This window comes from Chryseobacterium sp. JJR-5R (assembly GCF_034047335.1).
Taxonomy (GTDB): Bacteria; Bacteroidota; Bacteroidia; order Flavobacteriales; family Weeksellaceae; genus Chryseobacterium.
On record NZ_CP139137.1, the window covers coordinates 3,078,365 to 3,094,817 of the forward strand.

Here is a 16,453-nt window from a genome sequence, read left to right on the forward strand (position 1 = left end):
ATTTATATTTAAAAATAATTCAACTGATATTCAAACAGTTGGATTTTTTTATTTTAAAATTTCACTACTTTGTATTGCATATTACCATTTTAATTACATATCTTTGTAATGTAAAATCGGAACAGGTTCAACTAGCTAGGAACTGAATTCTGAAATAAATAACTAATTGACAAAACTTATTAAAGATGAATACTGAAAATACCAAAGCGCAAATGCGAAAAGGGATTCTGGAATTCTGTATTTTAAGTCTCATCAATCACCGTGAAATGTATGTTTCTGACCTGATTGATGCACTGAAAAAGGGAAAACTGGATGTAGTGGAAGGAACCCTCTATCCTCTTTTAACAAGATTAAAAAACGGTGAATTCCTTTCTTACCGATGGGAAGAATCCACCGGAGGCCCGCCAAGAAAATACTATCAGATCACAGAAAAAGGAAAACTGTTTCTGGATGAACTGCAGAATACCTGGAATGAACTGACTGCTTCAGTCAACCAAATCACTCAAAAAAATTAAAAAAACAAAGCTATGAACAAAACACTCTCAATAGGACTCGCAGGTTTTTCTTTTACGATAGAAGAGCATGCATATATAAAACTCAGCGATTACCTGAATGCCCTGAGAAGCTCACTGGACGCTTCGGAAGCTGATGAAGTAATGCACGATATAGAAATCAGAATGGTTGAAATCTTCAGGGATACCATGGCAAAACGTGAAGTGATCAATGATGCGGATGTAGAAGCAGTGATTGCGCAGATCGGGAGCCCTGAAAAAATTGAAGAACAGGAAGAAGCTTACTATTCTGAAAAGAATACCAGAAGAACTTCAACGGCAGGCAATGAGTATTCTGATAAAAGGCAGCTGTTCCGTGATCCTGAGAGACAAAAAATCGCAGGGGTATGTGCAGGTCTGGCAGCCTATTTCGGAATGGATCTTACCGCGATGAGGCTTATCTGGGTTGGGGCATTCTTATTCCTTTGGGTAGCACCGGGATCTTCATTTCTGGTCATCATCCTGTATTTTATCCTTTGGGCCGTGCTTCCGAAAGCTGAAACGGCATCAGATTTCCTGAAAATGAAGGGCAAGCCCCTGAATTTTGATAATCTTAAGGAAGAATCCAGTAAAATTGTACAGTTTGCCAATGAAACCACCACAAGGGCAGGGGAAATTTATATTGAGAACAAACCATATATCAATAATGCGGGCAGCGGAGTCTGGAATGTCCTGAAATATATTGCAGGTGCATTTTTCGCGATCATGGCAGTCAGCAGTATTATCGGTGTGTTTGTCGTGTTCGGGCTGTTCGGGATTGATTCTGATTTCCCGGGAGCCAATGAAATGAAATTTTATTTTGATGATGACGGGTTGTATAATGTTTTAGCGGCACTTATCATCATCGGATCTTTGATTCCTGCATTAATTTTCAGTCTGTTAAGCATTAAAATTTTCTCACCCAAAACAAAGCTGAGAAACATCGGATGGGTTTTAGGGGCGCTGTTCCTTACGATCATCGGCCTCGGAACGTATTTCGGACTGAGTATCGCAAAGAGAGAGATGATCTTTAAAGGACATAAGGAAGATACGGAAGAAGTAGCTATTAATACCGATTCAGATACTTTATATGTTGACTCGAAGCAGATCACCATTCCGCAGAACTTTACAGCCTATGATGACAACCTTTATTCTGACAGGGTATCGGTTTACAGAAGAGACTGGATCCATGTAGATGTTACGAGAAAAGCAAACATCAGGACGCCTTATCTGATCATCAAGAAGGAAGCCAAGGGATATAACCTTCCACTGAACGTAAATGTTCCGGTAGAAGTTGTTAACAACAGAATCATGCTTCCCAACTTCATCAAATATTCTTACGGGCACAGATTCAGGGATTACAATGTTGATTATGAACTGGTTGTACCGCAAAACACAATTGTTCTTCCTGTAAAAGACGATGCCATTAATTTTGACGGCGATTTAAATGCAGACGGAATCAATGACAATGAACAGGAAAGGGATGAAGACGGAAACATTAAAATTGAAAAAAATAAAATTACCGTGAACGGTTCTACCATTGAATACAGTTCGGAAGATGACAATAACGACAGCATCATCATCAACGGCAAAAAAGTACCGAGCAACAAAGCTGACAAGGTAATTGATTCAATGAAAAACAGCATCAGAAAGATGAAGGGTGCCAATATAGACTTCAATGTAGACGAGGATAAAAACGAAATTACCATAAAGACTAAATAACTCACTGGAGAGAGTGGCAAAAGGTGTGGAGGGATAACCCAACCGTTTGAAATTCATACCCTTCTTCTCTCAAAATAAATTAAAAAAAACTCATATTTAATTGAGTATGTAAATAAAAATCTATACATTTGTATAGAAAAAATAACCTAGGACACTTAAAAATATTAAATAATCATGGTACAGTTAGCATTAGAAATTGTAATCAAAATCGCAGATTTAATCAGCGGTTTATTTTAAGAGCAATAATATTTCAATATATTTGTAAAGTATAACCACTTTGGTTATACTTTTTTGTTTTAATCCAAACGATATGAAAAAGCTGCTGGGCAAGCTAATACTGAAATTAATGGGCTGGGAAGTGGTCTTACAGGGTGACGTAAACAGCCTGAACCGATGCATTCTGGTGGTAGCCCCTCATACCCATAATATGGAATATATTCTGGGCAACCTGGCCTACTGGTCTTTAAACAAACCCCTTAAAATCATTATCAAGGATGCCCACACCAAGGCATGGTACGGAAGTGCCGTAAGAGGTCTGGGCGGAATCGGTATCGACAGGAGCCAGAAAAACGACCTGGTAAATTTTGTAGCCCAACAATTTGCCAAAGATGATTTCAGCCTGGTAATCACACCCGAAGGAACACGCAGCTGGGTCCCGAAATGGAGAAAAGGATTTTACCACATGGCACTGGCCGCAAAAGTCCCGATTGTTCTGGCAGCCGGGGATTTTAAAAGGAACAGGGTGTATCTGGGATATACCATTCCTTATGAAAGAATTGCTTCGGTACCGTTCACGGAAATCATGCAGGAAATCCAGGATTATTATATCAAAAATGATATTGTCCCGAAAATACCGGAAAACTGGAACCCTAATATCATGGGGAACGAAACGGAGGCACGGGGTTGAAATTCAGGTTGACAGGGCTGCGTACGCCTGCTTATTATTATTTACCAATTGCTATTTATCACTTATAAAAATGACAGGAACCAAAGAGGAAATACTGGCTTTCATCAACAGCTGGGGCGAAGAGACCTTTGCCAAAACACTGGATATACAGTTTACAGATATTGATCTGGAGCATGAAACATTAACGGCTACCATGCCCGTTTTACCGAGAATCCATCAGCCTTTCGGGATTATGCACGGCGGCGCAAGCTGTGTTCTGGCTGAAACCATGGGATCCAGCCTGTCCAATATCTTTATTGACGGCGAGAAGTATTACGGCGTAGGCACCAACATCAATACAAACCACCTGAGAAGCAAAAAGAGCGGAATGGTAACCGCCGTTGCCAGATTCATCAGGAAAGGGAGAAGCATGCATGTTTCTGAAATAGAAATCCGTGACGAGAAAGACCAGCTGATCAGCCACACCACGATGACGAATACAATTATCAACAAATAATATCCATTAAAAAATACGGGCTCAAAAAAAATTTGAGCTTTTTTTGTATTTAAGCTGCAACCTTTTATTTTTTCTGCATCTTATAATAAAATAATCACCATGAAAACTCTTATTTTGTCTCTCTTATTATTGCTGATATCAGCAGTTTCCTGTAAAACAGACGATTCCGACATTTCAGACAAGATCGCTGCTTATGATGTTTATGTAGGTGGTGTAGATGAATTCCATGCCTGTTATTGGAAAAATGGTCATAAGGTTTTACTTCCGGGAGGAGAAAACCTGCAGGGAACTTATATTGCAGTTGATAATGGGAATGTGTACATGATAGCCAATAATATTGAATCGCTGGGCGGTAACCATACTGTTGCGGCGTGGTATTTCTGGAAAAACGGAGTAAAACATAATGTAGCAGATTACCTGGGCGTGCCTCAAAATACAATAACACAACCTAACAATATCGTTATCCATAATAACATGACTGTTAGAAATGGCGATATTTACTTTAATGGAATCATAAAAAACCCTGTTCCTACATCCGCGTCTGATCAATATCTTTTTTGCTCCTGGAAAAATGGGGTTAAGACTGTTTTAGAAACTAATGAAAATCCAACGGGCTTGGGCTTAGGCAGCTATGGATTTTTTAATAATGATATCTATATCTCAAAACGTTATTTTGGGACACCGGGTAACCTGACAAATTGGGAGGTTGGGTTTTATAAAAATAACAGTTACCATTTTCTTGCAAATAATCTTTTACCCCGCAAATTCATCTCAGACAATTCAGTACTTTATCTGTCGCTGATTGATATAAATAAAAATTTTTATCTAAAAAATGTCATTACCAATTCCAATGTGACGATTCCTGCAAATATATCCCAAAGTGGCATTACAGATTTTTCACTGGATGGCTCAGATAAATATTATATCGGAAATAATTTTTATTATTTAAATAATAATTTATTCACCATAAATGATCCGGATGGATTTAATTCAATAAGACACTTTTTAGCAAAAGATCAGAATATATACATGACGAGAACCAAAAACTCTATGGTTAAGTTTTACATAAATAATGTAGAGATTATGAGCCTTCCCGATACAGCAAGAGGTTGTTTTAACTCTATTTTTGTCGTTCCCAACTCATTATAATGCAGCAAAACAGCAACTTAAACTGGCAAAAAGTATACAGCAATTATTCCCCGAAACTATTGGGGATCTGCCGCAGGTATATACCGGATATTTACACAGCGGAAGACATTGTGCAGGACAGTTTCATTACTGCCATACAGAAAGACCATCAGCTGAATGATGAGAAAGCACTCTTTGCCTGGCTGAAAAAAATTGTGGTGAATAACGCTTTACAGCACATCCGTAAACAGAGCAGAGAAACGTTTGTAACTACCGAACCCTCAGAAATCCCAGATATCCCTTCAGAAATGGAACATCATTTTCCGGAAGAAAAAAATGCCTTCATTTACGATTTTACCAATGAAGAACTGCTGTCTTCCATAGACCATCTTCCTTCCCATCATAAATCGGTTTTCAATCTGTTTTTTATTGAGAACTATTCCCATACGGAAATTTCTGATGTACTGGGAATTACGGTAAATACGTCTAAATCGCATCTTCTCAGGGCTAAAAAATCGGTCCAGAATTATTTGCTGAACCACATTGTCAGGGCTGATACCCCGAAAAAGAAAACGGCGCAGCTGCTGGTGATTTTCGGACTTGGCGGACTGCTCTGGGCACAGACCTTTCAAAGCAAATTTTCAGATTTCACGGTTCAGCCTTCCAGGACCCTGCAGATTCCCCCGGATATCAAAATATCTCCTCCTTCATTTTCCTTATCAAACCCGGCATGGAAAAAGAAGACCTTTATAGGAGGAACTGCCCTGGTGATTATCATTAGTTCGGTTTTTTTATCAAATCCCGGTAATGCTTTTTTCACAAGAAATCATTCAGCGGATTCTTTAAAGTTATATCAGGAAAAACAGCCTGAATCCAATTCCAGTTCATCTTTCGAAGACGGAAAAAGCAAAGGCCTGATCCCAGCAGACCAGATGAAAGATGAAAGCCTACATCACGGCAGTTTTGCAGAAGATCCACAAACAGACATGTTAAAAACCACTACTGCTACAGTACAAAAAGATATTGAGTCCGGAAAGAACCCCGGAAAAACAATCCTGAAAGACTCCGTAAAAGAAACACCGGAAAAAGTAATTGTGGTAAAGAAGATCATTAAAAGAGATACCGTCTTTATAGAAAGATAAATGCGCCTGAACATGTTTTCAAGAAAAATAATACTCTTTTTAGCTTTTGTCACCATAAGTTTATCCTATGCACAGAAAAGAAAAAAAGTGGACACGGTATATGTGTATGAAAATATTACCGTTTATGATACGGTATACCTTATTAAACCTGTGAAATTCAGACACAATGAAGTTATTCTTCCGGACATGGAGATCCGGGAGAAATTTTTTGTCCGGAATATCTATAAGGAGGAAATAGATAAACAGCGGGCTGAAAACAGAATCAGCAGACAGAAACGTCCACTTTTTGAATATGGTATAGAAGGCGGAATGGGATTGAAAAACAGCACCTGGGCACAGGAACTTTCATCGGACCGTCAGCAGTTTGGCGGGCATTTCGGAGTTTGGGTTTCAAAGACTGTTTTTACGCCTCAGTTATCCGTCATGCTTTCCGCCAGTCTCTACCGCTGGAATTCTACGCTTGATCTTGATTCCAATAAAGAGGATACTTACCTGAACGGATTTTATTTTACGAAAGACAGTCAGCCACTGTTATTCCAGCGGTTCAATAATAAACATTTTGAATACGCACTTCAGATTAAACTGCTGTATGAATGGAAAAATTTCCGTCCGTTTGCCGGACTTGCGGTCAACAGAAACAGGTATACCCTGCAGTTTCTGACACCTGAAAATATGATGCTGAATAAACCGGAGGATTTCAAAAGCCACCGTGCCAATCTCGGGTTTTCTTTAGGCACCCAATACAGGCTTTACAGACGTATCCTTCTCTCTTTGGAATACCAGCAGCATACCCTGAAAAATCTTTCCTTAAAAAACAGCAGTTTTGATTTTGACGTTTTTAAGACTAATAATACCTTTGCAGAAAGAAAAATCAGTTTCGGGATTTCCTATATGATTTCCAGGCCCTGATTTGTATAACCTATTTATTTCCGCATGATTTATTTCAAATTCCCATTCGATGAAAAACTGTATTCCACAGATGAAAGCTCACAGGACAGCCAGATAAGTTTCTACTCTTTCGATGGCCTTCATCAGATTAAATGTCAGGGGAAAATTACTGAAATAAGTCCTGAAGCTTTTGACAATGCTGCCATCAGCAGCGAACTTCTGTCAAAAGACAATAACGGTTACACCGCGGAAACAAAAGAAGAATATATACAGAATTTACACAAGGTCATTGATATCATCAAAGACCATAAATTACCCAAAATGGTGTATTCAAGAAGGAAGATATTCGTGGATTTTAATGAATTGAATGTAAAAGAAAGCTTCAAAAACCTGTGCAGATCTTATCCCAATGCCTTCAGGTACCTTTTAATCAACGGTGATAATTCATGGATGGGTGCCTTTTCTGAAGTCCTTGGAAAGTTTAATAAACATACCTGTGATTTTAAAACAATGAGCCTTGCAGGTACGCTTCCGGTTTCGGAAGACTGGTCGGAAAAAGAAATTGAAGAGCAGAAACCGGTAACAGACTATATCAGGGATATTTTAAGCCGACATTCTGAAAGACCAGAAGAATCTGCTACCCATGACCACATTTCAGGGGGCATCAAGCATCTGAGGACAGACTTCAAGGTAAAAATAAAAGAAGAAGACCTGGATTCTATTATTCAGGAACTGCACCCTACCCCTGCCGTATGCGGTATCCCGAAAGTATTCTGTAAGGAACATATTCAGAAGCTGGAAAAATTTCCACGGGAACTGTATGCAGGCTATATTAAAATCGAAACCGAAGAAACCGTGCAGTATTTTGTTAACCTGCGCTGTTCCAAATTGTACCGCAATTCCGTTCATGTATTTGTGGGCGGCGGCATTACAGTTCAAAGCAGCCCGGAAAAAGAATGGGTTGAAACAGAGCTTAAATCCGAAGCGGTTCTGAAAAATTTAGCGGTTTCCTGATAAATCGGTCAGACACTTTTAACGTAAATGTTCTGCCAGCAAATCATGTTTGAAGCACTAAAAAACCTCCTTCGCATGGAAAGAGGCTGTAATAAATTTATGAGATTTAAAATTATTTCTTTACACCGATCTTACTCCATGTATTCATAATAAAAAGTAAAATAAGGCCGATAACCGCGCAGGCGATTGAAAACACAAACTTCAGGTTCTCTTCTTCCGCCAAAATATCAGTCTGCCAGTCGATAGCATAAAGATTGATGGCGATAAAAACGATAAACACTACTAAAAATACTTTATAAAACTTCTGCATCTTGTTTAAAAATTAATATAAGTCTGCACCAGCTGGGCAAAATTTGCGGTAAATAATTTAATGGAAATCGCTAACAGGATAATCCCGAAAACTTTCTGAAGGATAGCCAGTGTGGCCTCGCCCATTTTCCTTTCCAGCCACTTTGCTGATTTCAGCACCAAATATACGAAAATTGTATTGAGGATAATCCCAAAAATGATATTTATATCATGAAATTCAGCCCTTAGTGACAGCGTTGTGGTCAGTGTACCTGCCCCGGCAACCAGCGGGAATGCAATAGGTACAATAGACGCAGCCTTAACTTCAGTGGTTTTATGGATTTCTATACCCAGGATCATTTCAAGTGCAATCACAAAAATGACAAATGCCCCGGCTATGGCAAAGGAATTGACATCCACTCCGATCAGTTTCAGGATTTTATTTCCCACAAACAGAAAAACGATCATGATCAGGCCGGCCGTAATCGAAGCCCTGCCGGCCTCGATCTGCCCGAATTTCTGCTGTAACGTTACTACAATAGGAACAGAACCGATGATGTCAATCACCGCAAAAAGTACCATAAAACAGGTAACAATTTCCTTAATGGAAAAATCATTAAATACTTCCATGTATTCTTAATTAATAATTTCGCAAAAATATGAAATTAAACTGATTATTTGCTAATGCGTGAATACAAATTAACAATGGCCCGTAAAAGTTCTTCAATTCCTTCAGCAGATTTTACCGGCATATATTTCCCGATCTGAATTTTCTGTGAAAGATCTGTATATTCCGCGGCAGTTGCAGCTCCCTGATGCCTTTCCAGAAAATCCCTGAAACCCTCTGCAGAACTTTGTGAAAACTGTTTCCTGACTTCGGTTTCCAGCTCATCATAAGTTTTGAAAAATGTATCATAATCCTGATTATCTTTCAGATTTTCCAAGTAACTGAAATAATCATGGATATCGGTTTTATGCTGTTCCCTTATTTCTTTTTCCGTTTCCGATACGGATCCTAAAGACTTTGAAGGTGCAGTATTTTTAATTAATGAACGTTTTTTTTGCCAATTTTTAAATATCAGATAGGCTAAGAAAAGTCCGGCTAAAATAAAAAAATTGATCAACAGGATATTCCAGTGGAATTTGCTTTTTTCTTTTACTTTAAAAGAAGTAGTCTTAAGTACCGGCGTATTTACCGTTTCCAGCAGGGTATTGGTATATTCGTTCACCTTTTCCACGGTAGTCCTGGCATCCATGATTTCTTCATGAGAAAATGCATTGACAGATAAAGTTTTTTCACCAAGATCTACATATTCTCTGCTCGACGGATCAAAGAATGCGAAATGTTCCGTTCTGATGGCAATTTCTCCGGCCTTTTTAGGAATAATAATATAATTGGCTGCAATCTCCCCTTTCATTCCGGTCAGGCCGGCCGTAACCCGGGAAGTAATTTTCGGCGCAAAAACTTCGTAATCAGGTGAAGCTGCAATTTTCGGCAGTTCGAGGTTTTTTAAATTCCCTTCCCCGCTTACTTTTACCAGCACATTCATCGGCTTTTTGATTTCAGCTTTTTCTTTTGATGTATTCACAAAGCTTACTTTAAAATTTCCGACCGCATTTTTAAAACAATCCGGTGCATCTTCCGGAAGCTTTTTAACACTGATCTTAACTTTATTGGAAACAATTTTATTTTTACCGGAAAAAGAGTTTACCGATGCGGAAACACCCGGCACATCCACATAACCTGATTCATTCGGGAATACCATAAATACCGCCAGGATCTGTGAAGCCATATTTCCGTAGTCTGAAGACGGGTCAATTTCAGATTTCGCAAAGCTGACCGGATAAACGTCAAGGTTATCCTGCTTGGGAAGACGGATGTTTTTGACTCTTCTGAAATTGTCCATGTTTTTGGAGTATACTTTCAGGACTGCAATAGCAGGCTGGTCCTGGTAGACCTCGCGGTCTTCAATCTCCATATTCAGGTAAACATCTTTTGAATTGGCTGCTACGGTTTTCTTTTCAACATCTTTTATAAAAACTTCAAACGGTTCGGTTTTATAGATCTTATTGTTAACAGTCACCAGGAATGAACCTACTTTTACCTTTCCTTTCTGTTTCGGCTCAAGAGCCAGCCTGGTAATGGATTGCGAAATAACGGTGTTGGTTTCGGGATCTACATAACCGTTGCTTACGGATCCGCTCCCGATGATGTTGAATCTTGACAGATCCGGAGAGCGCAGAGGCGTCTGCTGGGTATATTCCCCGCCGTTCATTTCAAGAACGATCGTCAGGTTAATGATCTCTTTTCCGCTGTAGCTTGTCTTATCAGGATTTACAGAAATATTTACCTGTCCGTAAGAAATTACGGATAGAAAAAGGAATAGTATGTAAATTGTCCTGTTCTGCATCACCAGTCTTTCTCGTTGCTTTCCGGCATCGAATAAGAATTTTTGTTTAAAATTCTTTTGGCGGTTTCTTTCTCTTTGTCGCTTACTTTATTGAGGATTTGATTTTCAAGCCCTTTCGGGATCCTGGTCTCATTGTCAGATTTCCGGTTAGGGTCATTCCCCTGGCCTTTGCCCTGGTTCTGCTGCCCCTGTCCCTGATCTTTCTGATCTCCCTTCTGATCATCATTCTGCTGCTGATCTTTACCGCCGCCTCCTTTACCGGAGTTATTCTGCTTCTGCTGTTGCTGTTGGTTTTCTTTCTCCTTCAGCTTTGCAATTTCATAATTTTTCCGGGTTGCTTCGCTGTAGGGGTTCTGTTTCAGGGACTGCTTATAAAATTCAGCTGCCTTTTCGGGCTGTTTCGTCTGCATGTAGGCATTCCCCAGGTTATGAAGTGCCGCAGACTTGTCTGAAAGGTTCTGTGAAAACCGCTGTGCCTTTTCAAACTCTGCCTTAGCTTCTTCATATTTCTTGCTTTTGTACAATGCATTGCCCAGATTGTAGTGAGCAGTAAAATCTTTGTCATTGGCTTTGATGGCCTGCAGATATTTGGCAGAAGCCCCGTCGTAATCTTTTCCGTTGAATTTTTCATTGCCTTCGTACACAAGGGTCCTGTAGTTTTTCTGCCCAAACAGAAAACCTGAACTCATGAAAGCAATAATAAACGACAGAAAAAAGATTTTAATATTCATCCGATGCAAAATTATTCCTTTATATGTTAATAAACAGTGCCTTATTTGTTAAAGTTGGGTTAAAGTAATGGCAGGTTATCCGGTTTATACCACACGATATTACACATTTAAATCCTGTTTGGGATTGAACAGATAGATCAGCGTAAAGAAAAATATGGAGACGATCAGAAAATACTGATAGTAATGATTGGCATTCTGTGATTTTACTAATGTTTCAGAGGACCCGGACTTCTTTTCCAAGGCATCAATAATCCTGTCCGGGGCTTCATTGATATTATTTCCGTCAATATAGGATCCTCCCGTTGCTTCAGCCATTTTCCTCAGTGCGGCAGTCTGCCTTTTTGAAACAACGGTCTGCCCTGAGATATCCGTTTTGTAACCCATCAGCTGGCCGAACTGGTACTCGGGAATCGGTGCGCCTTCATCGGAGCCTATTCCTACGGAGGTAATCATGATCCCTTCTTTTTCTGCAAGATTTATCGCTTCCTCATCATTCCCTTCATTATCTTCCCCATCACTCAGCAACACCACTTTCCGTGCGTTTTTACTTACGTTTTTAAATTTCCCCACCGCAATTTTCATCCCGTTCAGGAAGTCCGTTCCCTGGATCTGCATGGAGTTGGTCTCAATTCCTCCGATATAAGTTTCCGCCGAATTATAATCTGTGGTCAAAGGCATGATTGAGCTTGCCTCCCCCGCAAAAATAACAATCCCCACCTTATCGTTTTTCATTTTCAGCATCGTCTGGATCATCAGGTTTTTGGCCTCTGCAAGACGGCTTGGATTGATGTCTTCCGCATTCATCGAATTGGAAACATCCAACATAAAGATAACATTGTTCAACTTCTGGTTGGTTTTGATTTCTTCCGAACCGCTCAACAGGTCAATAATGGAAAAAATCAAGAACAGCGTCCCCATGATATACAGAGTCGGGAAAAACTTCGTGAAGCCCGATCTTTTTTCAAACAGATGCTCATGAAACCGGTTATCTGCAAAAATATGCTTCTTTTTATTTTTCCACTTCAGGTAACGCACTAGAAAAACAGCCAGCAGCGGTAAAAGCAACAGCAGCAATAAATACCAATAATTTCCCAAATACCAATCCATCAGCTTAAAATTTTATAAAATACCCACCTCAACAATGCATCCATAAACAGAATACCCAAAGCAAACCATAGGAAAATCTTGAAATACTCCTGATAATTGAACAGCCTGGAAACTTTCACATCTGATTTTTCCAGCTGGTTGATTTCATCATATACTTCTTCCAGACTGCTGTTTGAGGTGGCCCTGAAATACTTTCCGCCGGTCATCTGCGCTACTTCCTTTAACACGGGCTCATCAATTTTCACTTCCGTTTCCGTAAAAACCAGATCCCCGAAAATATCAGTCTGGGTTGGCATCAGAGCGTACCCGTTGGTTCCGATACCGATCGCATATACTTTAATACTGTTATTCTTTGCAAGCTCCGCTGCAATCGCAGGAGGCATTGCATTCTCAATGGTGTTGACACCATCAGTCATCAGGATGATGATCTTGCTTTTCGCCTTGCTGTTTTTAAGGTGGTTAACAGCTACCGAAAGCCCTTCACCGATAGCTGTGCCGGGCTGTAATTCCAGAGGGTTAAGGTTTTGCAGTTCATCAACCACCACCTGGTGATCAGAAGTTACCGGAACCTTTGTAAATGCCTCACCTGAGTAGGTTACTAAACCAATCCGGTCATTAGGCCTTTTCTCAACAAATTTTATCGCAATATCCTTCAGGGCTGTCAAACGGTCCGGGGTAAGGTCTTTTGCCAGCATACTTAACGACACATCTACGGAAAGCATGATATCAATACCTTTCGTGTCATCCCTGTCCTGGGAAACCGTAAAGGTCCTTGGCCTCGCCATGGCGATAATAAGCGCTGAAAGTATAAGGTATTTGGAGATTCTGAGGAAAAACATCACCACACGGATACCGCTGCTGTCAGCCATATTCTTAACGGTAGGCACCTTAATGCCGTTCCTTTTCTGTCTGCTGATGTCCCTGAACAGCAATGGGATAAACAGTGCAAACAGCAGCAGAAACCACGGACTGTAAAATTCAAAATTAAACATCTTTCCTCAGGTTTTCAAATTCCAGATCTTTTGACGATCTTTTTACAAAGTTTCTGATGTCTGCAAAGTCTTTTTCCATGGTCTGCTGATCCGGGAATGTTTTTGCAAACTTCACCAGGTCGCCTCTTACAAACACATCTTCCACTACTTTTTCGTTTTCCTGAGAAATGGTATTGTTTTTCTTCATCAGGTCAACCAGGTCATCCGTCAGCAGGACATCGGCCGGCAGCCTGTATTGTCTGGCTATAAATTTTCTTGAAATATCGATCAGCTCTACATAAAATGAACGGTAGTCACCGCTTTCCACATATTTTTTCTTCTTGAGGGAATCCAGTTCTTTCAATGTCTGGTTGGTTGCAACAACCGGCGAGTCTTTGGATTTCCTGCCGTACTTTACAAACATGAAAATGACAATAATCAGCGCAATTAAAGCAATAGCGGCCAGAATGTAAAACTTATACAGCTGCCAGTAATCCGTTACTTCAAGCTTTACCTCTTTGTTGTTCATGATGTCATTGATCTGATCAGTCTTCTGAGCCGTATTGATTACCTCGATTTCATAAGGAATTGTTTTTAACACTCTGCCGCCGACCTTAAACTCAAGTTCAGGAATGGTAAATTTCCCTTCATCAAAGACCGCAAAATCAATCCTCCTGTAATATACATCCTGAGTCTGGGCAATGCTGTCCTTTACCTCTTCAAAATGAAAAGGCAGCAACTCATTTTCAGGAGCTGCGGAAACTTTTTCGTTATTAAGGTTATTGATCGTTACAACGATATGATTCACCTCACCCAGAGCAATGGTCTTCTTCTCAACACTGGAAGAAAGAATCTGTGAGAAGGCATTCGCACAGAGTAAAAAACAAAATATAAATAATAGTTTTCTCAATTGTATTGTCCCGTTTTTACCTTGCATCTGTCATTTATTCTAAATAGCGGATGCATTTTTATATTATTTTTTCCGGAAGTAATTATACAGGAGCCTTGAATAATCCTCACCTGTATTAATATTTATAAAACTTGCCGAACTGTTGGCAAAATCTTCTTCCAGGGTTTTTAATTTCTGTTTCTGCGCCTCGGCAAACGTATACCTCCAGCGTGCGCTTGACGTATTCGCCCAGACCTGTTGTCCGGTTTCAGCATCATAGAGCAGTGTATATCCTACATCAGGAATTTCATTATCTTTTTCGTCAAATATCCTCATGCCCAACAGTTGGTGTTTTTTGGAAGCCACCCTCAGCATTTTGGAATCATAGTCATCCTCAAAATCAGAAAACAGGAAAACAAGTGACTTTTTTTTAAAAACACCCATCATATATTCCAGTGCCTTATCAACCTTGGATTCTGCCGGCACGTAAGATGCAGTGAGAATATTGCTGATGATGGAAAGGATATGCTTTCTTCCTTTTTGAGGCGGAACCACTTTGTATACCTTATCGGCAAATAAGATCAGCCCTACTTTATCATTGTTTCCGGCTGCTGAAAATCCCAGGCTTGCCGCAATTTCCGCTACATATTCTCTTTTAAGCTGATTTTTCGTCCCGTAATCCATTGAAGCAGAAATATCCACAACCAGCATCATCGTCAGCTCCCGCTCCTCCTCCATGACCTTTACGAACGGCTCGCGGAAACGGGCAGTCTTATTCCAGTCGATTCTCCGGATTTCATCCCCGAACTGGTACGGCCTGACTTCTGAAAAAGTCATTCCCTGCCCTTTGAAAGCACTGTGATATTGTCCCATCAGAGACGCTTCCGTCTTCTTTCGGGTACGGATTTCTATCTGCTTGACTTTTTTTACAATATCTTTTATCTGCATGATTTAAATGTAAAAAGGTGAGAATATAACCATGTAACCACTAATGTTCCCGTGTCTAAAGAGGCAGATGGTCACCCCCTATTAAACTATTACCTTAATTATGGAGCCTGGATTTTCGCTAAAATCCTGCTGATGATTTCTTCTGTAGAAATATTTTCGGCTTCTGCCTCGAAAGTTAAACCGATCCTGTGTCTCAGCACATCATTGGCCAGTGATTTTACATCCTCGGGGATAACAAAAGCCCTTCCTTTAAGGAATGCATACGCTCTGGAAGCGATTGCAAGGTTAATGGAAGCTCTCGGTGAAGCGCCGAAACCGATATAATTTTTAAGCTCGGCGAGACCGTAGTTTTCAGGGTAACGGGTGGCAAACACCATATCCAGGATATATTTTTCTATTTTTTCGTCAAGATAAATCTGATTGATCAGTTCTTTGGCTCCTACAATATGCTGCAGCGATATCACAGGTTTTACAACAGGCTGGTGCGAAGTGGAAACCATTCTCATTACCGTTCTCTCATCTTCAAATTTCGGATAATCAATGGTACATTTCAACATGAAACGGTCGCTCTGGGCTTCCGGTAAAAGATAAGTTCCTTCCTGGTCAATCGGGTTCTGTGTGGCCAGCACCAGAAAAGGCTTCGGAAGCTTCATGGTCTCATCACCAATGGTGACCTGCTTTTCCTGCATCACTTCCAGAAGGGCCGACTGTACTTTCGCCGGGGCACGGTTGATCTCATCGGCAAGGACGAAGTTTGCGAAAACCGGGCCTTTTTTTATTGAAAAATCATTGTCTTTAATACTGTAGATCATCGTTCCCACCACGTCTGCAGGCAGCAGGTCCGGGGTAAACTGAATCCTGGAAAACTCACCGTCAACAGCATCTGCCAGTGTTTTTATTGCCAGTGTCTTAGCCAGTCCGGGAACGCCTTCCAGCAAAACGTGCCCATTCCCGAGAAGCCCTACTAAAAGCCGGTCTATCATGTATTCCTGGCCGATAATAACTTTGTTGATTTCCTGTCTGAGACGGGAAAAATAATAGTTTGCCTCCTTTATCTGTTCCGTCAGTTGACGGATATCTTCAGCCTGATTGATTTCTGACATAGCTTGATTTAAAATAATGGGTAAATTTCCAATAAATCCCTGCATTAATCAACACAATTAATGCCATATTTGAGTTAAAGTTTGTTAAATATTCCGGTATGGATGCAGGATTCAGAATCATGCCTTTTCTTTACATTTAGTGGTCATGCCCTGCTTTTTCATAAAAAATATATAAATT

The 16,453-nt window shown here is 40.1% G+C and carries 17 protein-coding genes; 8 read left to right on the top strand and 9 right to left on the bottom strand.

Features of this window, described 5'->3' with window-relative positions:
• Window positions 1–185 precede the first annotated feature (185 nt).
• The 8 genes from SD427_RS13455 to SD427_RS13490 all read left to right on the top strand — a co-directional run bounded on the left by SD427_RS13455 (window position 186) and on the right by SD427_RS13490 (window position 7,827).
• The gene (locus SD427_RS13455) at window positions 186–515 is read left to right on the top strand and encodes a PadR family transcriptional regulator (RefSeq protein WP_320558322.1); all 330 of its coding nucleotides are present in this window, start codon (window positions 186–188) and stop codon (window positions 513–515) included.
• Between the two features lie 12 nt (window positions 516–527).
• Complete coding sequence (locus SD427_RS13460; protein ID WP_320558323.1) at window positions 528–2,252, top strand: PspC domain-containing protein; 1,725 nt, start codon at window positions 528–530, stop codon at window positions 2,250–2,252.
• Window positions 2,253–2,562: 310 nt separating this feature from the next.
• Window positions 2,563–3,159 (top strand): 1-acyl-sn-glycerol-3-phosphate acyltransferase, encoded by a 597-nt coding sequence (locus SD427_RS13465; protein WP_320558324.1) that lies wholly within the window; start codon window positions 2,563–2,565, stop codon window positions 3,157–3,159.
• A gap of 70 nt (window positions 3,160–3,229) precedes the next feature.
• The gene (locus SD427_RS13470; RefSeq protein WP_320558325.1) at window positions 3,230–3,655 is read left to right on the top strand and encodes a PaaI family thioesterase; all 426 of its coding nucleotides are present in this window, start codon (window positions 3,230–3,232) and stop codon (window positions 3,653–3,655) included.
• A gap of 99 nt (window positions 3,656–3,754) precedes the next feature.
• On the top strand, window positions 3,755–4,804 hold the full coding sequence (locus tag SD427_RS13475; protein WP_320558326.1) for a hypothetical protein: 1,050 nt from the start codon (window positions 3,755–3,757) through the stop codon (window positions 4,802–4,804).
• Window positions 4,804–5,925: a sigma-70 family RNA polymerase sigma factor gene (locus tag SD427_RS13480; RefSeq protein WP_320558327.1), complete on the top strand. Its 1,122-nt coding sequence runs from the start codon at window positions 4,804–4,806 to the stop codon at window positions 5,923–5,925. Before SD427_RS13475 ends, SD427_RS13480 begins: the two co-directional genes overlap by 1 nt.
• Window positions 5,926–5,937: 12 nt before the next feature.
• Entirely contained in the window at window positions 5,938–6,834 is an 897-nt protein-coding gene (locus SD427_RS13485) for an outer membrane beta-barrel protein (RefSeq protein WP_320558328.1), read from the top strand.
• 24 nt (window positions 6,835–6,858) lie between these two features.
• Window positions 6,859–7,827 (top strand): chorismate-binding protein, encoded by a 969-nt coding sequence (locus tag SD427_RS13490; protein WP_320558329.1) that lies wholly within the window; start codon window positions 6,859–6,861, stop codon window positions 7,825–7,827.
• A gap of 112 nt (window positions 7,828–7,939) precedes the next feature.
• Here the strand turns inward: SD427_RS13490 and SD427_RS13495 are convergent, their stop codons facing one another.
• The 9 genes from SD427_RS13495 to SD427_RS13535 form a co-directional block, all read right to left on the bottom strand.
• Window positions 7,940–8,137, bottom strand: coding sequence for a hypothetical protein (locus tag SD427_RS13495; protein ID WP_320558330.1), 198 nt, complete (start codon window positions 8,135–8,137; stop codon window positions 7,940–7,942).
• 5 nt (window positions 8,138–8,142) lie between these two features.
• On the bottom strand, window positions 8,143–8,745 hold the full coding sequence (locus SD427_RS13500) for a MarC family protein (protein WP_056218868.1): 603 nt from the start codon (window positions 8,743–8,745) through the stop codon (window positions 8,143–8,145).
• A 44-nt stretch (window positions 8,746–8,789) separates the two neighbouring features.
• Window positions 8,790–10,526 carry a BatD family protein gene (locus SD427_RS13505; RefSeq protein WP_320558331.1) on the bottom strand — a complete coding sequence of 579 codons (1,737 nt, stop codon included), beginning with the start codon at window positions 10,524–10,526 and terminating at the stop codon, window positions 8,790–8,792.
• Window positions 10,526–11,215: a tetratricopeptide repeat protein gene (locus tag SD427_RS13510; protein ID WP_320558332.1), complete on the bottom strand. Its 690-nt coding sequence runs from the start codon at window positions 11,213–11,215 to the stop codon at window positions 10,526–10,528. Before SD427_RS13510 ends, SD427_RS13505 begins: the two co-directional genes overlap by 1 nt.
• A 141-nt stretch (window positions 11,216–11,356) precedes the next feature.
• Complete coding sequence (locus SD427_RS13515) at window positions 11,357–12,364, bottom strand: vWA domain-containing protein (protein WP_320558333.1); 1,008 nt, start codon at window positions 12,362–12,364, stop codon at window positions 11,357–11,359.
• Window positions 12,364–13,356, bottom strand: coding sequence for a VWA domain-containing protein (locus SD427_RS13520; RefSeq protein WP_320558334.1), 993 nt, complete (start codon window positions 13,354–13,356; stop codon window positions 12,364–12,366). Before SD427_RS13520 ends, SD427_RS13515 begins: the two co-directional genes overlap by 1 nt.
• Window positions 13,349–14,245 (bottom strand): BatD family protein, encoded by an 897-nt coding sequence (locus SD427_RS13525; protein WP_320558335.1) that lies wholly within the window; start codon window positions 14,243–14,245, stop codon window positions 13,349–13,351. Before SD427_RS13525 ends, SD427_RS13520 begins: the two co-directional genes overlap by 8 nt.
• 63 nt (window positions 14,246–14,308) lie before the next feature.
• Window positions 14,309–15,172 (bottom strand): DUF58 domain-containing protein, encoded by an 864-nt coding sequence (locus tag SD427_RS13530; protein WP_320558336.1) that lies wholly within the window; start codon window positions 15,170–15,172, stop codon window positions 14,309–14,311.
• Window positions 15,173–15,270: 98 nt separating this feature from the next.
• A complete protein-coding gene (locus SD427_RS13535; protein ID WP_320558337.1) occupies window positions 15,271–16,275 on the bottom strand; it encodes a MoxR family ATPase in 1,005 nt (334 codons plus the stop codon).
• Window positions 16,276–16,453: the final 178 nt, after the last annotated feature.

What these genes read in the sequence shown, in the direction of transcription:
- SD427_RS13455 (WP_320558322.1), top strand. Translation starts at nt 186, where the DNA reads ATGAATACTGAAAATACCAAAGCGCAAATGCGAAAAGGGATTCTGGAA.
- SD427_RS13495 (WP_320558330.1), bottom strand. Translation starts at nt 8,137, where the DNA reads ATGCAGAAGTTTTATAAAGTATTTTTAGTAGTGTTTATCGTTTTTATC.
- SD427_RS13535 (WP_320558337.1), bottom strand. Translation starts at nt 16,275, where the DNA reads ATGTCAGAAATCAATCAGGCTGAAGATATCCGTCAACTGACGGAACAG.
- SD427_RS13465 (WP_320558324.1), top strand. Translation starts at nt 2,563, where the DNA reads ATGAAAAAGCTGCTGGGCAAGCTAATACTGAAATTAATGGGCTGGGAA.
- SD427_RS13480 (WP_320558327.1), top strand. Translation starts at nt 4,804, where the DNA reads ATGCAGCAAAACAGCAACTTAAACTGGCAAAAAGTATACAGCAATTAT.
- SD427_RS13470 (WP_320558325.1), top strand. Translation starts at nt 3,230, where the DNA reads ATGACAGGAACCAAAGAGGAAATACTGGCTTTCATCAACAGCTGGGGC.
- SD427_RS13500 (WP_056218868.1), bottom strand. Translation starts at nt 8,745, where the DNA reads ATGGAAGTATTTAATGATTTTTCCATTAAGGAAATTGTTACCTGTTTT.
- SD427_RS13505 (WP_320558331.1), bottom strand. Translation starts at nt 10,526, where the DNA reads ATGCAGAACAGGACAATTTACATACTATTCCTTTTTCTATCCGTAATT.
- SD427_RS13520 (WP_320558334.1), bottom strand. Translation starts at nt 13,356, where the DNA reads ATGTTTAATTTTGAATTTTACAGTCCGTGGTTTCTGCTGCTGTTTGCA.
- SD427_RS13530 (WP_320558336.1), bottom strand. Translation starts at nt 15,172, where the DNA reads ATGCAGATAAAAGATATTGTAAAAAAAGTCAAGCAGATAGAAATCCGT.
- SD427_RS13485 (WP_320558328.1), top strand. Translation starts at nt 5,938, where the DNA reads ATGTTTTCAAGAAAAATAATACTCTTTTTAGCTTTTGTCACCATAAGT.
- SD427_RS13490 (WP_320558329.1), top strand. Translation starts at nt 6,859, where the DNA reads ATGATTTATTTCAAATTCCCATTCGATGAAAAACTGTATTCCACAGAT.
- SD427_RS13475 (WP_320558326.1), top strand. Translation starts at nt 3,755, where the DNA reads ATGAAAACTCTTATTTTGTCTCTCTTATTATTGCTGATATCAGCAGTT.
- SD427_RS13515 (WP_320558333.1), bottom strand. Translation starts at nt 12,364, where the DNA reads ATGGATTGGTATTTGGGAAATTATTGGTATTTATTGCTGCTGTTGCTT.
- SD427_RS13460 (WP_320558323.1), top strand. Translation starts at nt 528, where the DNA reads ATGAACAAAACACTCTCAATAGGACTCGCAGGTTTTTCTTTTACGATA.
- SD427_RS13510 (WP_320558332.1), bottom strand. Translation starts at nt 11,215, where the DNA reads ATGAGTTCAGGTTTTCTGTTTGGGCAGAAAAACTACAGGACCCTTGTG.